The organism is Parabacteroides acidifaciens (assembly GCF_003363715.1).
GTDB classification, from domain to species: Bacteria; Bacteroidota; Bacteroidia; order Bacteroidales; family Tannerellaceae; genus Parabacteroides; species Parabacteroides acidifaciens.
The window spans coordinates 1-17,243 of record NZ_QREV01000078.1 but is presented as its reverse complement, the minus strand read 5'-3'; the positions used below and the strand labels follow the sequence as shown (position 1 = coordinate 17,243).

General features: G+C 47.8%; 15 protein-coding genes. 9 read left to right on the top strand and 6 right to left on the bottom strand.

All coding sequences use genetic code 11. The features are described 5' to 3' along the window. Positions 1-205: 205 nt before the first annotated feature. The 3 genes from DWU89_RS19235 to DWU89_RS19225 all read left to right on the top strand — a co-directional run bounded on the left by DWU89_RS19235 (position 206) and on the right by DWU89_RS19225 (position 4,591). A complete protein-coding gene (locus tag DWU89_RS19235) occupies positions 206-2,182 on the top strand; it encodes a glycoside hydrolase family 127 protein (RefSeq protein ID WP_115501252.1) in 1,977 nt (658 codons plus the stop codon). Positions 2,183-2,309: 127 nt separating this feature from the next. Continuing rightward, entirely contained in the window at positions 2,310-2,801 is a 492-nt protein-coding gene (locus DWU89_RS19230; protein ID WP_115501251.1) for a Dps family protein, read from the top strand. A gap of 167 nt (positions 2,802-2,968) precedes the next feature. Then, a complete protein-coding gene (locus DWU89_RS19225) occupies positions 2,969-4,591 on the top strand; it encodes a DUF7824 domain-containing protein (protein WP_244205953.1) in 1,623 nt (540 codons plus the stop codon). Positions 4,592-4,605: 14 nt separating this feature from the next. On the opposite strand, the gene creD is transcribed toward DWU89_RS19225, so the two are convergent. From creD to DWU89_RS19210, 3 genes are read right to left on the bottom strand one after another with little or no spacing between them, the layout of a single operon-like run. Then, positions 4,606-5,973 (bottom strand): cell envelope integrity protein CreD, encoded by a 1,368-nt coding sequence (gene creD, locus DWU89_RS19220; RefSeq protein WP_115501249.1) that lies wholly within the window; start codon positions 5,971-5,973, stop codon positions 4,606-4,608. A 60-nt stretch (positions 5,974-6,033) separates the two neighbouring features. Further along, positions 6,034-6,324, bottom strand: a complete 291-nt coding sequence (locus tag DWU89_RS19215) for a winged helix-turn-helix domain-containing protein (protein ID WP_115501248.1) — start codon at positions 6,322-6,324, stop codon at positions 6,034-6,036. Continuing rightward, a complete protein-coding gene (locus DWU89_RS19210) occupies positions 6,321-6,938 on the bottom strand; it encodes a hypothetical protein (protein ID WP_222940375.1) in 618 nt (205 codons plus the stop codon). The genes DWU89_RS19215 and DWU89_RS19210 overlap by 4 nt, the downstream gene beginning before the upstream one ends. Positions 6,939-7,075: 137 nt before the next feature. Here DWU89_RS19210 and DWU89_RS19205 point away from each other — a divergent pair, with 137 nt between their 5' ends. Genes DWU89_RS19205 through DWU89_RS19190 form a run of 4 tightly spaced genes read left to right on the top strand, consistent with a single transcriptional unit; the run spans position 7,076 to position 10,593 of the window. Beyond that, positions 7,076-8,104 (top strand): agmatine deiminase family protein, encoded by a 1,029-nt coding sequence (locus tag DWU89_RS19205; protein WP_115501247.1) that lies wholly within the window; start codon positions 7,076-7,078, stop codon positions 8,102-8,104. A gap of 29 nt (positions 8,105-8,133) precedes the next feature. Next, positions 8,134-9,021 (top strand): carbon-nitrogen hydrolase, encoded by an 888-nt coding sequence (locus tag DWU89_RS19200; RefSeq protein WP_115501246.1) that lies wholly within the window; start codon positions 8,134-8,136, stop codon positions 9,019-9,021. Beyond that, positions 9,018-10,019, top strand: coding sequence for an aminodeoxychorismate synthase component I (locus tag DWU89_RS19195; RefSeq protein ID WP_115501245.1), 1,002 nt, complete (start codon positions 9,018-9,020; stop codon positions 10,017-10,019). Before DWU89_RS19200 ends, DWU89_RS19195 begins: the two co-directional genes overlap by 4 nt. Then, the gene (locus tag DWU89_RS19190) at positions 10,003-10,593 is read left to right on the top strand and encodes an aminotransferase class IV family protein (RefSeq protein ID WP_115501244.1); all 591 of its coding nucleotides are present in this window, start codon (positions 10,003-10,005) and stop codon (positions 10,591-10,593) included. The genes DWU89_RS19195 and DWU89_RS19190 overlap by 17 nt, the downstream gene beginning before the upstream one ends. On the opposite strand, the gene DWU89_RS19185 is transcribed toward DWU89_RS19190, so the two are convergent. The 3 genes from DWU89_RS19185 to recQ all read right to left on the bottom strand — a co-directional run bounded on the left by DWU89_RS19185 (position 10,515) and on the right by recQ (position 14,201). Beyond that, positions 10,515-11,249 (bottom strand): murein L,D-transpeptidase catalytic domain family protein, encoded by a 735-nt coding sequence (locus DWU89_RS19185; protein WP_115501243.1) that lies wholly within the window; start codon positions 11,247-11,249, stop codon positions 10,515-10,517. The genes DWU89_RS19190 and DWU89_RS19185 overlap by 79 nt on opposite strands. 34 nt (positions 11,250-11,283) lie before the next feature. Beyond that, positions 11,284-12,294: a L,D-transpeptidase gene (locus DWU89_RS19180; RefSeq protein ID WP_115501242.1), complete on the bottom strand. Its 1,011-nt coding sequence runs from the start codon at positions 12,292-12,294 to the stop codon at positions 11,284-11,286. An 83-nt stretch (positions 12,295-12,377) separates the two neighbouring features. Further along, on the bottom strand, positions 12,378-14,201 hold the full coding sequence (gene recQ / locus DWU89_RS19175; RefSeq protein ID WP_115501254.1) for a DNA helicase RecQ: 1,824 nt from the start codon (positions 14,199-14,201) through the stop codon (positions 12,378-12,380). Positions 14,202-14,331: 130 nt separating this feature from the next. Here recQ and DWU89_RS19170 point away from each other — a divergent pair, with 130 nt between their 5' ends. Together DWU89_RS19170 and DWU89_RS19165 are read left to right on the top strand one after the other, a co-directional pair. Further along, positions 14,332-15,591: a DEAD/DEAH box helicase gene (locus DWU89_RS19170; RefSeq protein WP_115501253.1), complete on the top strand. Its 1,260-nt coding sequence runs from the start codon at positions 14,332-14,334 to the stop codon at positions 15,589-15,591. A 73-nt stretch (positions 15,592-15,664) separates the two neighbouring features. Further along, positions 15,665-17,077: a Gfo/Idh/MocA family protein gene (locus tag DWU89_RS19165; RefSeq protein WP_115501241.1), complete on the top strand. Its 1,413-nt coding sequence runs from the start codon at positions 15,665-15,667 to the stop codon at positions 17,075-17,077. Positions 17,078-17,243 lie beyond the last annotated feature (166 nt).

Sequence of the window (17,243 nt, the reverse complement as noted above, 5' to 3'; positions counted from 1 at the left end):
TCAATCCGAAATCGATCAGAATTTCGGACGAAATAGAAAAACGTCCGAAATGGGGGTTATTGTAATTCATTAGGTTTGCAGGAGATTCAAAACTTACCAATTTTGAAACAATGCTGTTCAATAACATACAGGTGTTGAATTGCTTTTTTTGATTAAGTGTGTAATTTTACACTTTAAAGATCGCGTAACTTAATTCTTATATATAATGAAGCAAATCTTATTAGTTGCACTTGCCGGCATAAGTTTGGCAGGCAGTGCACAAACGCATGACGGCGGCTATCCGATAACGCCTGTTCCCTTCACATCCGTAAAAGTAACCGATAGTTTCTGGGGACAAAGACTGAAAGCCAGCCGCGAGGTGACTATCCCGCTTGCATTCAGTAAATGCGAAGAAACGGGGCGTTATGAAAACTTCGTGAAAGCGGCCCATCCTAACAGTGATTATAAGGTCGAAGGGTTCTCGTTCGATGATACGGATGTCTATAAGACGATCGAAGGGGCGAGCTATTCCATGCAGACCTATCCGGATAAGAAACTGGATAAATATATCGACAGCGTACTGACCATTGTGGCTGCCGCGCAGGAACCGGACGGCTATTTATATACGGCCCGCACCATGAACCCGCAGCATCCGCATGAATGGGCGGGTAGCCGGCGATGGGAAAAAGTGGAAGAACTGAGCCATGAGTTTTACAATCTGGGGCATATGGTGGAAGGGGCTGTAGCACATTACCAGGCAACCGGAAAAAGGAATTTTCTGGATATAGCGATTAAATATGCCGATTGTGTGGAGAAGGCGATAGGCGACAAACCCGGACAGCTCGTTTTGGTGCCCGGTCATCAGATTGCCGAGATGGCGCTTTGTAAACTTTATTTAGCAACAGGACAGCAGAAATATCTCGACCTTGCCAAATTCTTTCTTGACAAGCGTGGCCATACGGCCCGTAAAGATGCTTACAGCCAGGCGCATAAGCCGGTGTTGGAACAGGATGAAGCCGTCGGTCATGCCGTGCGTGCAGCCTATATGTATTCCGGTATGGCGGATGTGGCTGCCCTGACAGGCGATACGGGATATGTCCATGCTATCGACCGCATCTGGGAAAATGTAGCGGCGAAGAAACTTTATCTCACAGGCGGTATCGGGGCAACCAATGAAGGGGAGGCTTTTGGGAAAAACTACGAATTGCCGAACCTGACCGCCTATTGCGAGACTTGTGCCGCAATCGGGAATGTATATTGGAACTACCGCCTGTTCTTGCTTCATGGCGAATCCAAATATTATGATGTTCTCGAGCGTACCTTATATAATGGTTTGATTTCGGGTGTCTCCTTAGATGGTGGTGGTTTCTTCTATCCGAACCCGTTGGAGTCGACCGGCCAGCATCAGCGCCAGCCCTGGTTCGGCTGTGCCTGCTGCCCGTCTAATATCTGCCGTTTTATTCCCTCTTTGCCGGGATATGTATATGCGGTGCATGACAAAGATGTATATGTCAACCTTTTTATGAGCAACACGTCCGACCTGAAGGTGAACGGAAAGAGCCTGCAATTGGCCCAGAGCACCGAATACCCTTGGAACGGCGATATCCGCCTGAATGTAACCCCTAAAGGGAAGCAAGACTTTACGTTGAAAATCCGCATCCCGGGTTGGGTGAGAGGCGAAGTGGTGCCGAGTGACCTGTACACGTTCTCCGACGGTAAGCAGTTGGGCTATTCCATTAAAGTGAATGGCGAAGCGGTGGATAGCGGATTGGAAAAGGGATATTTCTCTATCTCACGGCAGTGGAAAAAGGGGGATGTGGTAGAGGTGCATTTCGATATGGAACCGCGTACGGTCAAGGCCAATGCAAAGGTGGAAGCCGACCGGGGGCGTGTAGCCGTAGAGCGTGGGCCGGTCGTCTACTGTGCCGAATGGCCGGACAATGATTTTAGCGTCCTGGGCGTATTGGTGAACCGTAAGCCTGAGTTTACGCTTGAACGCAAGCCGGACCTGCTGCATGGAATTAATGAGATCAAGACTGCCGCACAGACTTTGAACTATGATGCAAGTGGCCGCCTGACTGTTAAAGACGTGACGCTGACTTTGATCCCGTATTATGCCTGGGCGCATCGCGGGAAAGGCGAGATGGCGGTCTGGCTGCCTCAAGAGGTGAACGCCGTCCGTACTTCCGCACCGGGAGAGTAAGTTGAGACGGTTTGTATAGATTCTATCTATATGGTATAGAAATTATCTGTTTGACAGCAACTTATATCTGATGTATCTTTGCAGTACAAGAAAAACAAAAAGTATAACAATTAAAAAGTAAAGCATTATGAAGACATTAGATTATATCCATTTGGACGCAGTTGCAGCAAGTAAAGTAGTGGAAGCTTTACAACAGTTATTAGCCGATTATCAGGTATTCTATACAAACCTTCGCGGTTTCCACTGGAACATCAAGGGACACGGTTTCTTTGTTCTCCACAGCAAATTCGAAGAGATGTATAACGATGCTGCCGAAAAGGTCGACGAACTGGCAGAACGCATCCTGATGTTGGGCGGCGTGCCTGTCAACAAGTTCAGCGAATACCTGAAAGTAGCCAAAGTGAAGGAAGTATCAGGTGTATCCTGTGCCGACGAAGCACTGGAAAATATCCTGAACACCTACGGTCAGTTCATCGCCGAAGAACGCAAGTTGCTCTCCTTGGCATCCGAATCGGGCGACGAGGCAACAGTAGCGCTGATGAGTGATTACCTGAAAGAACAGGAAAAGCTGGTCTGGATGTTGGTAGCATATTCTTCTTGCGATTGCAAGAAATCATAAGTGTGTAAGTAGTTAATAAATTATTCGTTGCGTTTGGAAAAGGCACCTCGTGAGAGGCGCCTTTTTTGCGATAAATACGGTCTGTAGAACAATAGTTCGTTTTTTATGTTTATATTTGATATAATATTGACTGTTATATATTTGTACACAGATAAACATATTGTTCTATGGGTATACAGAAAAAACAATTAAACTCTACGATGCCTCTTATACGTGAAGAGATGCGGATACCGGAGGTAGCCAATCTGAAGGGCTTGATTTCTTTGATAAGTCAACCGATAGAGGAGAACGAGAGTTTTCATCTTGATTTGGTGATAGCCTCTTTGGTCCGGATACATCCGTCTGTGAAACCGAAGGATGCCACCCGTATGATACCTGCTTTCGAGCAGGCCCGGCTGATTATGAAAGACCAGGTGGAAGGAGTGGGAGACCTGGATGTCCTTCTTGCTTCTTTTCTAATCGATTATGCCGGAGTGCTATTCCAGGAATATGAAGGCTGCACGCCGGAGTTTTATGAGTTCTATGTGAATAATCTGCAGGTAGACAGTGGCATAAAAAGTAAAAAAGCACAGCAGTCCTATCGGGATTATAAACCCTATTGGGAACTTGCCAAGCGTATCACAAAACAAATCAGGGAAAAGAATACTTTACCGCTGTTATCCACGCCTACGCACCGTCCGGCATGGATTGATCCGGTAGTCCTCGTATCCCGCCTGCTGGAGTATCAGAATGCGAAAGCCAAACCGGATAATCTGGATTTTCAGATCGCCTTGTCCCGTGTGGCACTGGACCGGACGAAAGATGCGCTCCGGCTGGCGGATAAAGAGTTGACAGGCGAATATCGCGAATTGCTTCTTTTCCTGTTCGATCCGAAAGCCCGCCCGAAGGGACGCTTTACACAACAAGCTTTGTGGATGACTGCGGGTTTGGTGAAAAGCCCGGAAACCGTTTATGAAGAATTTGCCGGTTTCCCTTATTCCGCCGTCAATCGCGCTTATCTGACAGGCGATATTCCCTGTGATGTGTTTGTCTTTGAGAAGCCTTTCGGCAAGGTGGACCGTATCCTTCAACTGCTTCCTCCGCCGGACAAGAATGTCCAGATACAAAGACGTTTTGGCGGTTATGCGCTGTATGTGACGTATCGTCCTTGCTCGCGTATCCCGCTATTGGTCGAAACGTTTTGGAAAATGTCTTTGCGCGAAAAGGACTGGAAGCGGATTTTGTTGCTATCCCCGAACGCACCGCAGGTCTTGTTGGCCCTGTTAGTGCGTGACCGTGTGCGGGATGCTTACTGGAATGACACGGAATTGAGCCAGCTTAACTTGGTGACGCTCGATACGTTGCGTGAGTTGGATTTCCGGTGGGGGAAGATGGCGAAGACTTATCTGGCGATCTGCCTGTTGAGTGTCAATAAGACGGTCCGAACGGATGCGGCCGAGCTATGGGCGGAATTTGTGAAGAAAGGGAAGATGGACAGTTTTGCCGTCGGACAGATCCTGGGTGAGATCCAATCGCATGAATGGTCGCCTATACAACGGTTTGCAGGCTTGGTGACTGAAGATATGATGAATATCTCGCCCCGGCATAACCATGAATTGGAATTGCTGTTGGTCTCTTTCCTGTCCGGTTTGCCTGAAACTCCGGTGAAAGACTTGAAACGATTGTTGGAAGCTTTCACCGAAGTCCTTGCTGTCAACCAGTCAAAAGTGATGGATGCCTCTTTGCTCTCCTTACTTCGGAAATGGGGAGAAAACAGCAAGTTGCAGGAAATTATAGAGAAAATACTGTAAAGGCGTATTTCTCATTACTCGGTTGGCTGACTGGCTGTTTCCGGTTTTGTGCCGTGCTCTTCCTCTGTATCTTCTTGTTTGTACCAATTTATTTTGCGGGAGAAGTACATGATGATTCCTAAAATGATGAATAGCCCGATGCTTCCGATCAGCAAAGCGACATCCTCCAGTTGCAGGATTACAAACAGGAATAAGTACAGAATACAAAGGAACAAGGCAAGTGCCCCGGTTTGCGTCTTGTTCTTAAAGATACTGTGTGTATAAGCGGTTATCAATCCGATTGTGGCAACACTGGCAATCAGGTAGGCAACCGCAAAATTTATCTGTTCAGAAATAGACAATAACAAACTGTAGAACAGGATTAGAGCGATGCCGACTAATAGATACTGGATCGGATGGATGCGTGTCCGGGTAAGTATCTCTACAAAGAAAAAGACAACGAAAGTGAGGGCTATGAACATGAGGGCATATTTGGCTGAACGCATGTTCTGCTGGTAATGATCGACCGGGTCGACCAGGCTTACACCGAATGTGGAGTCATAGAAGGACTCGACTTGATTATCGGACCACATATCCGGGATATTACGATTGAAGCGGAGTATGCTCCATGAGGCTTCGAATCCCTTTTCCGTAATCGTATGTTCCGGACTGAAGTTCCCGATGAAACCCGGTGAACTCCATGCGCCGGCGACCTGCACCTTGCTGGTTTTGCCGATCGGTATAAAGTTGATGTTACTGCTTCCGTTTAGTTTCAGTTTGTAGTTGAAGTTTAAGGGCTGACCCGTTTCCGGTGCCAGAGAGTCGCCTATGCCGACAGTCAGTATCTTGCCTGACAGTTCATCGCTGTTGCCTGTCGCTTCTGCTGTGTGTGAATGGCCGTTCAGGTTGAACTCTATATTATCGGTTATACCCCTCAGGTCTGACAAACCGATCGTGACATATGCGTTGTTCCAGTGGATAACGCTGTTTTCAATCTGTAAGGAGGTGACTTTGTCAAACTGTCCTTCTACGTCTATTTCGCTCTTATACAAGATTGTTTTATAGATTCCGTAGTGTCTCTCTTCCGGGAACAGGCGGGTATTAATGTTCAGTTCTTCCGGTGTGATGCTCAGCGTATGCAGGCGTTTGGTGATTTTGTTATCCGAATCCGTGTACGTGGTTGTATAGGGGACACAGAGGATAGGGCCGCAAACTGTTTGCGCATTGCTCCACTTCGCGTTTATTTTCTCTATTGTTTCTACACTTCTGTTTTTCCGTTCCTGAATCAAATCCTGGATCATCAATCCCGGAATTAGCAAGAGGATTGTTAGTACGGCAATAATCAGAGCCTTAAAGGTGATAGTCTGGCTCGTTTTTTCTGTTCTTTTCGGTGTTGTTGTCATAAGATTATCTGTTTATGTGTATGAAAGTACTTTGTGTCTCAAAGTAGATGGGCAAAAAAATTATCGGATCAACTCCTCCAGTGCATTCAAATGTTCTTTGAAAGCTTTTTGTCCTTCTTCCGTAATGGTATAGGTCGTGTTGGGCTTGCGGCCTATGAATTGTTTGGTTGATTGGATATACCCTAATCCTTCCAGCGCTTTCAGGTGGCTTGCCAGGTTGCCGTCAGTCAGGTCCATCAACTGCTTCATCGTGTTGAAGTCAGCTGAATCATTGACCGAGAGGATAGACATAATGCCTAACCTGATGCGGCTTTCAAAAGCTTTATTTAATTTGGATATTATGTTTTTCATCCTTTATTCAAATCATATTTGATATACATGAGTGAACCGTAGGCTATATGGAAAAAACCAAACCCGAAGATCCAGAACCAGAAAGCATGTGTTGGCCAGATAACCGCTGCGATTCCCAAAATGATCTCTCCCAAGCTCAGGTAATGAATTTCGTCGTATGTATATTTTGATACACAGAACAAAGCCAGTCCATAGAAAACAAGTGTCATGGCCAATGCCATCGTAATATCGTTTTGCAGCAGGAAGACAAGGGAGAAAATGCCACCGGTGACAAGTGGGACTCCTAAATTATAGAGTGTTTTGCGGATCAGGGCAGCCGATGGCTTACTGTTGCTTTTTCGTGCTTTCTTCCACGAGAAATACATGCCTGCGCTTATCGAAATCAGTAAGACGATGCAGGCATCCGCCAGTAAAAGGAGCAGTGTATGCACTGTGTTTTCGTTAGTGCTTGCTAAGGTATTGCCGAGTGTCAGGATATAAAAATCGGCTACAAAGGCTCCGATAATAGCTGCAACTCCGGCAGTTATGCCTGATAATCCACTTAATGATAGGAACTTGGAGGATCTTTCCATCATTTCCCGTATGGCTTTTATGTCTTCTAATTGTTTGTTCATATCTATTCGCTGCTGTGAAAAGTACTTTGTGCTGCAAAGTTAAATAGGTTTCTTAATATTCCAAATATTCTGACCTGTTTTTTTACGACTTAAAATGCTTACATTTGCACAAAGAAGAAAAGTTATACAGAATACAGATGGAAGATAAGATAGTATTACCGGCGGAGTGGTATCCGCAAAGTGCCGTACAGTTGACATGGCCGCACGAAGATACGGACTGGGCTCCGATATTGGACGAGGTGGTTCCTTGCTTCGTCTCGATTGCCAAAGAGGTGATCAAACGTGAGAAGTTGCTGATTGTCTGCCCGGACGAACAGGCGGTACGCGAACAGTTGGGCGATGTGGACTATAGCCGGATTATTTTCCGGGAGATGGAAACAAACGATACCTGGGCGCGTGATCATGGCGGTATTTCCGTATTCGACCAGGGGGAACCTCTTGTGTACGATTTCGTGTTTAACGGTTGGGGAATGAAGTTCGCGGCAAATCTGGATAACCTGATTACCCGTAACCTGTTTGCGCAGGGAACTTTTGCCGATGGTGTCCTGTCTGTCAATATGCAGCCGTTTGTGTTGGAGGGTGGCAGTATAGAGTCGGATGGTAAGGGTACATTACTGACGACCGTAGAGTGTCTTTCTTCGGTGAACCGGAATGAATATTTGCAGAAGGAGGAACTGGAAGCCTATTTGAAGGACGTGTTAGGGTTTGAGCGTATTTTATGGCTGCAAAACGGTTATCTGGCCGGTGACGATACGGACAGCCATGTCGATACATTGGCTCGGTTCTGTAGTGAAGATACGATTGCATATGTGCAATGTACGGATGAGTCGGATGAGCATTTTGAAGAACTCCGGGCGATGGAACAGGAGTTGCAGGCTTTCCGGCAGACGGACGGTAAACCTTACCGTTTGATCCCGTTACCGATGGCGGACTGTGTGGAGTGGGAAGGAGAGCGTCTTCCGGCTACTTATGCAAACTTTCTGATCATCAATGGAGCGGTGTTGCTGCCTTATTATGATTCGCCGAAAGACGAGCAGGCAAAAGCTGCTTTGCAGCAAGCATTCCCGGATCGTGAAATCATTGGGATCAATTGCTTGCCGTTGATTAAGCAGCACGGTTCTTTGCATTGTGTGACGATGCAGTATCCGGAAGGGGTTGTTAGTTGAAAGTTGAAAGTTAAAAGTTGAAAGTTAAGATGGAAGATACGTTAAAGGTTGGATTGGTGCAGCAGGCGAATACGGGGGACCGGATTGCTAACATCGAGAAATTGAAACGGAATATCCGTGCTTGTGCTTCGCAAGGGGCGGGGCTGGTTGTTTTGCAGGAGTTGCATAACGGGCTTTATTTTTGCCAGACGGAAGATACGGCGGTATTCGATCAGGCGGAACCGATACCCGGTCCTTCAACCGAGATATTCGGGGCATTGGCGAAGGAATTAGGGATTGTGCTGGTACTTTCTTTGTTTGAGAAACGGGCACCCGGGTTGTATCACAATACGGCTGTGGTGATCGAGAAGGATGGCTCTATTGCCGGGAAATACCGTAAAATGCATATTCCGGATGATCCGGCTTATTATGAGAAGTTCTATTTTACTCCCGGTGATCTGGGCTTCGAGCCGATCCAGACTTCGGTTGGCAAATTGGGCGTATTGGTTTGCTGGGATCAGTGGTATCCGGAGGCTGCCCGCCTGATGGCGATGAAAGGAGCGGAGCTGTTGATCTATCCGACAGCTATCGGTTGGGAGAGCAGTGATACGGAGGAAGAAAAGCAGCGTCAGTTAGGGGCTTGGGTGACCGTGCAACGTGGTCATGCCGTGGCAAACGGGCTTCCGGTTATTACGGTGAATCGTGTCGGACATGAGCCGGACCCTTCCGGCCAGACGAATGGTATCCGGTTCTGGGGGAATAGTTTTGTGGCGGGTCCGCAAGGCGAATTGCTAACTGAATTATCCAATGACAATGAAGAAATACGGGTCGTCGGGATTGATAAAACACGTAGTGAGAATGTGCGCCGTTGGTGGCCTTTCTTCCGTGATCGCCGTATCGATGCCTTTGGAGGCTTGACCGAACGTTTTCTGATATGAAATTTTGTAATCGTACAGAGGCCGTCTGCCGTATGAACCTGCTGGGTGCGGAAAGGCGGCCTTTCCTGTTTGTGGTCGATTATAAGCAGGATTGTGTTTTTGTAGAGGAGACAGACCGGGTCGATCCGGCTGAATTGCTCTATAACCTGGATGGTTTGACGAATGTGGAAGAGGGGATGTGCGCCGGCTTTACGGGAAATGGCAGTCCGGTGGTCCAATGGGAAACATTTCCCATATCGCTGGAGGCTTATGCCGATTCTTTCCGGAAAGTCATCAGCCATATTCGGGCTGGAAACTCTTATCTGACGAACCTCACCTGTCTGACGCCTGTCCGGAGTAATTTGAGTCTGTTGGAGGTTTTCTATCGTTCGGAGGCCCGGTATAAGTTGTGGATGAAAGATCGTTTTGTTGTCTTTTCTCCCGAGATATTCGTGAAGATACAAGATGGGTTTATCTACTCTTATCCGATGAAAGGGACCATTGACGCTACCTTACCGGATGCCCACAGGCAGATACTGGATGATCCGAAGGAGACGGCCGAACATGCCACCATTGTCGATCTGATCCGGAATGATTTGAGCAGGGTTGCTACGGAGGTGGAGGTTACCCGCTATCGTTATATAGACGAATTGCAGACACATCGAGGGGCCTTGTTGCAGGTCAGTTCCGAGATTCGCGGACGTCTTGCTTCAGACTGGCAGGCGGGAGTTGGGGAATTGCTTTTCCACCTTCTTCCGGCAGGCTCTATCACCGGGGCGCCGAAGAAAAAGACGATGGACATTATTGAGGAGGCGGAGACTTATGAACGAGGTTTCTATACCGGCGTGATGGGCTATTTTGATGGAAGCAGCTTGAATAGTGCTGTTATGATCCGCTTTTTGGAACAGCTGGCGGATGGTAGCCTGGTCTTTAAGAGCGGTGGCGGCATTACTGCCAAGAGTGATTTGTCGAGCGAGTATAATGAAATGAAACAGAAAGTATATGTTCCCATTTATTGAAACAATCCGTATAGAGGACGGGCGGATTCACAACTTGTCCTATCATAACAAGCGTATGAATGAGACGCGTCGGGAAGTGTTGCAGCAAGCGGGGCTGCTCGATCTGGCGGACTATATTCAGCCGGATACTTTCCGGGAGCGGACAAAATGCCGGGTGGAGTATGCAGATGACATCTTGAAGGTGGAGTATGCGGCCTATCACCTGCGTCCTGTATCATCTTTGCGGCTGGTTGTTTGTGATGATGCAGACTATTCTTATAAAAGTACGGATCGGGAGCTTTTGGATCGCTTGTTTCCGCTTCGTAAGACGCAAGATGATGTCCTGATTGTCCGGAAAGGGCTGTTGACCGATACTTCCATCTGTAATGTTGCGCTTTGGGACGGCGCGCAGTGGGTTACTCCCGCCATGCCGTTGTTAGTCGGAACGAAAAGAGTCTCTTTGCTGGACAGGGGAGATATTGTCCGGGGAGATATCCGTCCGGATGATTTGGCGCGTTATTCCCGTATCCGGTTGTTTAATGCAATGATTGAATTTGGAGAAATAGATTTTTCCGTGGATAAGATTGTGCTGTGACTCAGGTAATGCTTATCGTTGGCATAAATATAGAGTAAAGTCCCGTTCTTAATGGTATTGATGATCGGTTTAGTCAGTGACGGAGGCAGGGCGGGACAGCCGAAACTTCTTCCCAGGCGACCGGCGGATGCTGCAACAGACGGATTGCAATAACTGGCACCGTGCATCACGATCGCCCGCTCTTTTGCCCGGTCATTGAAGCCTTTTTCCAAACCGTTCAGAATGAGGGAATATCCGTTTTTACCCTGATAAGTGTTTTCTGTAACGAAAAAACCTAACGAGCTTTTATAGGAACCCACTTCATTGGAAAAGGAAGTGGCATAATTACCGCCGCTGTTTTTCCCATGTGAGACAAGGGATGAGAACAGTAGCTTTTTATGGCGGATATCCAACACGTAAAGCCGTTCTTCTGTCGATGGCTTGCTGAAGTCGATGAGGGTAATGATATCTTTGTTCCGTCGCTCGATTGCTTTTGCCCCGGTTAGTGCATATTCGAAAGCCTTATAATTGACCACGTTTTCGAGTTGCATATCTGTGTATAGCTGCTGGCAATCCGATAATGGTATTGCCGGTACAGAGGGAGACGTACTTCTGGTTGCCGTATAGTTGGCAGGAAGAAATAGAAAAATCAGATATAGACAAACGCGTGATAACATAAAGATTAAGTAATGTCGCACAAAGATAAGACTTTTAATCAAAAACGAAAACAATAGTTTCATTTACAGGTGCCCAATCATAAACAAACTTGGCATGTGAGGTCGCGTTCCGGACACACATATGGGAACGTGGAGTCGTTCCGAGTGTCGGACTGTATTCGATCAGCGACTTTCGCGGCGCGTTTACCGGAACCCCATGAATATAGCCTCCGTTCGTAAAACGGCTGGCATAAGGGGCGAATCCTCCTGTTTCCTTGCTTCCGTCAACCAGGTAAATCATCCTTGCTTTCTTTTCCTGGACAACAAACATGCCTAACGGCGTCTCTTGCGCATAGGGAGGGCGGTGCTGGCCGGTTGTGGCGGGATTCATGCTTCTGACCAGCCATTTGGAACCGATGTGTTCAAGGGTTGCAATATTTTGGTTGGTCACATCGACGCATATGGCTTTATTGAAAGTGACCGTATCGGCTATCGGCTTGACGTATTTTTTCGGAATCAACCATTCCCCGGCCGTATAGATCGTTTGGATACGGGATAGGCGATCGCCTTCCTCCAATAGCTTGACGAGATCGCCGTCACGGCCATAACGTTCTGCAGTCAGTGTATCTTCCGACAGGTAGAGCGGAACAGACTGGTAACGCTCGATGCCCAACGTGTCGGAAACCCGTTTATAGGCATCCCTGTGAAACTTCCGGACTAACGGGGCTTCCCCGTTCTTGTTCCTGTAGTTTTGGAGGATCGCCCAGCGTGCAGGTTTCTGTTGGATAGAATCGAGCAACCGTAGACGTTCCTTTATCTTACCCCATTGGAATACACGTGTCGTATCTTTGTAGGGATAAGTATCGGCTAATGTATGCTGGTCATAAAGCAATTCCTTTTCGATAACAATCTCTATAGGAGCGGGAATCGTGTCTTTATCGGGGGAGGTAACTGTCACCAGTGTATCTTGTTTCTGGAAATCGGCGTTTTGCGACTCTCCTGATTTAGTCGTGCAAAAGCTGAGTGTGGAAAGGCAAAGTATCAAAAATATGGGTACCGGCTTCATCGTATCTATTCTTTATTTTATCTGTCGTGTAAATATATAATAAAAACAAAAGAATAGAGGGATTGTTTTTCTTTTTTTATTCATTACTTCGGCAGACGCAGTACAAAACGGATCAAGGCGACGAATACTTTTCCGTATTTGTCTAACTTCAGCTCTCCGACACCGCGTATCTCGCTGAACTCATCGAGTGTAACCGGCCTCTTTTGAACCATATCATCCAGTGCGTCATCCGAAAAGATGAGGTGGGCGGGGATATGCTCGCGTTCGGAAATCTGTTTGCGGAGCTGTTGCAAGGAGTCGAGCAGCGTATCTTCGACAGAAGCAGACTGAAGCGGACGGATCGGCCGGTATTTGTAGCCTCCTTTCCGGGTGGGGAGGGCAAAGTCTTTTGTCTTCTGATAGACGGTCAGCAAGGCTTGCTGTTCACCGAAAAGTATCTTACGCCCTAAGGGTGTGACTTTCAGATGTCCGGCAGACATATAATCGATCTCGATATAGCCGAGCTGGAGCATCTGGTAAAGATATTCTTTCCATTCTTTATAAGAAAGGTCCTTGCCTACGCCGTAGGTCTTTAGTTTGTCGTATCCTTTTTCTGTCAGTTCCTCCTTTTCTGCACCGCGTAATATATCGATCAGCAGGTGCATGTTGGCTGTCTGTCCGGTACGGAAAATCCCGCTCAAAGCTTTTTGGACCAGGACGCTTCCGTCAAAGCGCTGGGGCGGGTTCTTGCATACGTCGCAGTTACCGCAGTCTTTGTCTGTCTCTTCCCCGAAATAGCTGAGTAAGATACGCCGGCGGCAAATATCCGCTTCGCAGTAACGGCGCATACGGTTCAGTTTCTGCAGGCTGACATCCTTCTGTCCGCTCTCTTCTGCAAAGCGGCGGAGGAGCAGGATGTCCGAGACGGAGTAGAAGAGGAGCGTATCGCTTTTCATCCCGTCCCGTCCGGCACGCCCTATCTCCTGGTAGTAGTTTTCGATACTTCCCGGCATATTATAATGAATCACCCAGCGGACATTGCTTTTGTCTATACCCATGCCGAAAGCGACTGTTGCGCAGACCACGTTGACACGGTCGTTGATGAAATCGTCCTGTGCCTTTTCACGTTGCATCGGACTAAGCCCGGCGTGGTAGGCTACCGCCTGGATACTGTATTCGGACAGTTCTTCCACCAATGATTCCGTCCCATTGCGGCTCATGCAGTAAATGATACCGCTCTGCCTGTGGTGCTTGTTTATGAAATGGACGATAGCCGCAATCTTTTCTTTTTTACTCAGTCCGCGGCGGATGGTCAGCGAGAGGTTCGGGCGGTCGAACGATGAAATGAATGTTTGCGGATCGCGTAGTTTCAACTGGTTGATGATATCCGTACGGGTGATTTTGTCCGCCGTAGCCGTCAGGGCTATTAGCGGGACTTTCGGAAAGTTGTCTTTCAATACGGATAGTTGGGTATATTCCGGCCGGAAGTCATGTCCCCAATGCGAGATGCAATGGGCCTCGTCGATGGCAATCAGCGATATGTCGATGCGAGGCAGGAGCCAGTGCAGTTCGCTCATGATGCCTTCGGGTGATATGTAAAGCAGTTTTACTTTTCCCTGTATGCATAGCTGCCGTACGCGGTGGCGTTCTTCTTCCGGCATCATGCTGTTGAGCGTTGCAGCCGGAATACCGTTTGCAATCAGCCCTTCCACCTGGTCTTTCATCAAAGCGATGAGGGGAGATACTACCACGGCTGTTCCCGGCAGATAGATGGCCGGCAGTTGGAAACAGATCGACTTGCCGCCACCTGTAGGCATCAGGACCAGCGAATCTTCTTTTTGCAAGATGCGCTGTATGATTTCGGCCTGTAAGGGACGGAAAGAAGTGTATCCGAAAAACCGTTTGAGTAGTAACAATAATTCTCTCATAAGAAGCAAAAAGGAACTGAATGTTTGATAAAAGCACGCAAATATAGGAAATAATTGCCGAGATGCCGGATTTTTGTTTATCTTTGTCCTCATTATTTATTTAACGAGCCGCGACGGCTCATCCTTTTATATGACATTTGAACAATTAGAATTAATCGAGCCGATACGAAAGGCTCTCGTAAAAGAACAGTACACAACTCCCACTCCTATACAAGCCGAAGCCATTCCCGTCGTGTTGGATGGATCAGATCTATTAGGTTGCGCGCAAACCGGAACAGGTAAAACTGCCGCTTTCTCCATTCCCATTATCCAAAAGGTAGAAGAACAGGGCAAGAATGGCCGCAGACCGGGTGTTAAAGCCCTGATCCTGACCCCGACGCGTGAACTGGCTATCCAGATCGGCGAAAGTTTTACCGCTTACGGACGTTATACGCACGTGCGGCATACGGTTATCTTCGGTGGCGTAGGCCAGAAACCTCAGACCGATGCCTTGGAACGGGGTGTGGATGTATTGATTGCAACGCCCGGTCGTTTGTTGGACTTGATCAACCAGGGTTTTATCCGCCTGAATACATTGGAGTATTTTGTTTTGGATGAGGCGGACCGGATGCTCGACATGGGTTTTATCCATGACATCAAACGTATCCTGCCGCTGTTGCCTAAAAAGCGCCAGTCTTTGTTTTTCTCCGCGACCATGCCGCCGGAGATCGAACGCCTGGCCGGGACGATCCTGCATGAACCGGAAAAGGTGGAGGTGACGCCTGCTTCTTCTACAGTCGATACGATAGACCAGTCTGTCTATTTTGTGGAAAAAGCGGATAAGATAAACTTGCTGACGAATCTGTTGGGCGACCGCTCGCTGGAATCCGTATTGGTCTTCACCCGTACGAAACATGGGGCGGATAAAGTGGCACGTGTCTTGAACAAGGCCGGAATAGGGGCGGAAGCCATTCATGGAAATAAGGGACAGAACGCCCGTCAACGGGCATTGAGTAACTTCAAAGATCATACGACACGCGTGTTGATCGCTACCGATATTGCCGCACGCGGTATCGATGTTGATCACCTTTCGCATGTGGTCAACTATGACCTGCCGAACGTTCCGGAGACATACGTGCACCGCATCGGTCGTACAGGCCGTGCAGGTCGCAGCGGAGTTGCTTTCTCCTTCTGTGATGCGGAGGAAGTACCGTATCTGAAAGATATCCAAAAACTGATCGGAAAAGCCGTTCCGGTTGCCGGAGGACACGAGTTCGAGACGGCCGAAGTAAAGGTGGCGGTAGCCGAAAAGAAACAGGCACTGAAGGAAGAATCGAAACGCCGGAACATGTTTGGCAGCAAACGCGACGGCAGTTTCTGGAGAAATAAGAAAAGAGCGGCAGCAAAATAAAGGGCTATCTTCTTTGAAATATTCACGGAATATTATAAATTTGCCCACTTAACATAAAATTCTAAATTGAAAAATGGAAAACACTCGTCGTTCATTCCTGAAAAAGATGACCGCTGCCGGAATCGGTACAGCAGGTCTTGCCTTGAGCGGTAACGCCGCCGCTACTACAGTAGCAACAGAAACAAGTGCTCAAAAGAAGAAACCGGTTGGCAAAGATGATGGCAAACTGCGTTTCGGCTTTATCGGTACGGGTTCACGTTGCCACGAACACATCAACAACGTATTGTCTATCCCCGGTAACAAGATCGTAGCGATCTGTGATATCCAGGCTGGTCCTATCCAGCGTACATTGGATCATATCGCTAAATTCAATGTTCCGGCTCCGAAAGTATATACCGGTAGCGAACGTGAATTTGAAAAGATGTTGAATAACGAAGAATTCGACTGCGTTATCATCGCCAGCCCGTGGGAATGGCACGTACCGATGTCGGTTGCTGCCATGAAAGCAGGCGTTCCTTATGTTGGCGTTGAAGTTTCAGCTGCCAATACGCTGGAAGAATGTTGGGATTTGGTAAACGTTTCGGAAGCTACCGGAAGCCATCTGAACATCATGGAAAATGTTTGCTACCGCCGCGACTGTATGGCTGCGCTGAATATGGTCCGTCAGGGCTTGTTCGGTGAAATCCTGCATGGAGAATGCGGTTACGAACATGACTTGCGCGAAGTGAAGTTCAACGATGGAAAGCATTATAACTATGTACCGGGAAGCGGTGACCTGCGTATGGGGCCGACAGCTTTTGCTGAAGCTCAGTGGCGTACGAACCATTCCGTACGTCGTAATGGTGATATCTATCCGACTCACGGTATCGGCCCGGTTGCAAACTGTTTGGATATCAACCGCGGTAACCGTTTCCTGTCTTTGTCGGCTATGGCAACTCAGTCACGCGGCCTGCATAAGTTTATCGTAGACAATGGCGGTGAAAATCATCCGTTGGCAAAGGTTCGTTTCAACTTGGGTGATATCGTAACTTCTATGATCAAATGTGCAAACGGACAGACAATCATCGTTACTCACGATACAAACTCTCCCCGTCCTTATTCATTAGGCTTCCGTATCCAGGGTACCGAAGGTTTGTGGATGAACGATGGCGACCATGTATATGTTCAGGGTAAATCCAAACCTCACCGTTGGGACGATTCGGAAGAATGGTTCAAGAAATACGACCATACTTTGTGGTCCAAACATGAAGCGGAAGCTGCACAGGCCGGACACGGCGGTATGGACTATGTGATGATGTTCGACCTGATCAACGCCATCCATAATAAGAAACCGGCTCCTATGGACTGCTACGATGCTGCAGCATGGAGTGCTATTTCCGGTTTGTCTGAAATGTCTATCGCTCGTGGCGGTGCATTGGTTGACTTCCCTGATTTCACTCGCGGACAGTGGATCCACCGTCAACCGGCATTTGCTTTGTCTGAATAAGAAAGATCGAAGAAATATATGCGAAAAGGCTATCGGGATTCCGGTAGCCTTTTTTTGTATTGGCTGGTTGTTTCAAATATTGCCAGAACTGAACTATCCCGTTCCCGCGCTCCGACGCGGGATCGCAGAGGAACAGGCTTTATCAAAACTTGTAAATGATGATTTA

Excerpts from the sequence above, each read along its gene's own strand:
- DWU89_RS19235 (WP_115501252.1), top strand. The coding sequence starts at position 206 with ATGAAGCAAATCTTATTAGTTGCACTTGCCGGCATAAGTTTGGCAGGC.
- DWU89_RS19195 (WP_115501245.1), top strand. The coding sequence starts at position 9,018 with ATGAAATTTTGTAATCGTACAGAGGCCGTCTGCCGTATGAACCTGCTG.
- DWU89_RS19210 (WP_222940375.1), bottom strand. The coding sequence starts at position 6,938 with ATGAACAAACAATTAGAAGACATAAAAGCCATACGGGAAATGATGGAA.
- DWU89_RS19205 (WP_115501247.1), top strand. The coding sequence starts at position 7,076 with ATGGAAGATAAGATAGTATTACCGGCGGAGTGGTATCCGCAAAGTGCC.
- DWU89_RS19185 (WP_115501243.1), bottom strand. The coding sequence starts at position 11,249 with ATGTTATCACGCGTTTGTCTATATCTGATTTTTCTATTTCTTCCTGCC.
- DWU89_RS19230 (WP_115501251.1), top strand. The coding sequence starts at position 2,310 with ATGAAGACATTAGATTATATCCATTTGGACGCAGTTGCAGCAAGTAAA.
- creD (WP_115501249.1), bottom strand. The coding sequence starts at position 5,973 with ATGACAACAACACCGAAAAGAACAGAAAAAACGAGCCAGACTATCACC.
- DWU89_RS19190 (WP_115501244.1), top strand. The coding sequence starts at position 10,003 with ATGTTCCCATTTATTGAAACAATCCGTATAGAGGACGGGCGGATTCAC.
- recQ (WP_115501254.1), bottom strand. The coding sequence starts at position 14,201 with ATGAGAGAATTATTGTTACTACTCAAACGGTTTTTCGGATACACTTCT.
- DWU89_RS19180 (WP_115501242.1), bottom strand. The coding sequence starts at position 12,294 with ATGAAGCCGGTACCCATATTTTTGATACTTTGCCTTTCCACACTCAGC.
- DWU89_RS19215 (WP_115501248.1), bottom strand. The coding sequence starts at position 6,324 with ATGAAAAACATAATATCCAAATTAAATAAAGCTTTTGAAAGCCGCATC.
- DWU89_RS19200 (WP_115501246.1), top strand. The coding sequence starts at position 8,134 with ATGGAAGATACGTTAAAGGTTGGATTGGTGCAGCAGGCGAATACGGGG.
- DWU89_RS19170 (WP_115501253.1), top strand. The coding sequence starts at position 14,332 with ATGACATTTGAACAATTAGAATTAATCGAGCCGATACGAAAGGCTCTC.
- DWU89_RS19165 (WP_115501241.1), top strand. The coding sequence starts at position 15,665 with ATGGAAAACACTCGTCGTTCATTCCTGAAAAAGATGACCGCTGCCGGA.
- DWU89_RS19225 (WP_244205953.1), top strand. The coding sequence starts at position 2,969 with ATGGGTATACAGAAAAAACAATTAAACTCTACGATGCCTCTTATACGT.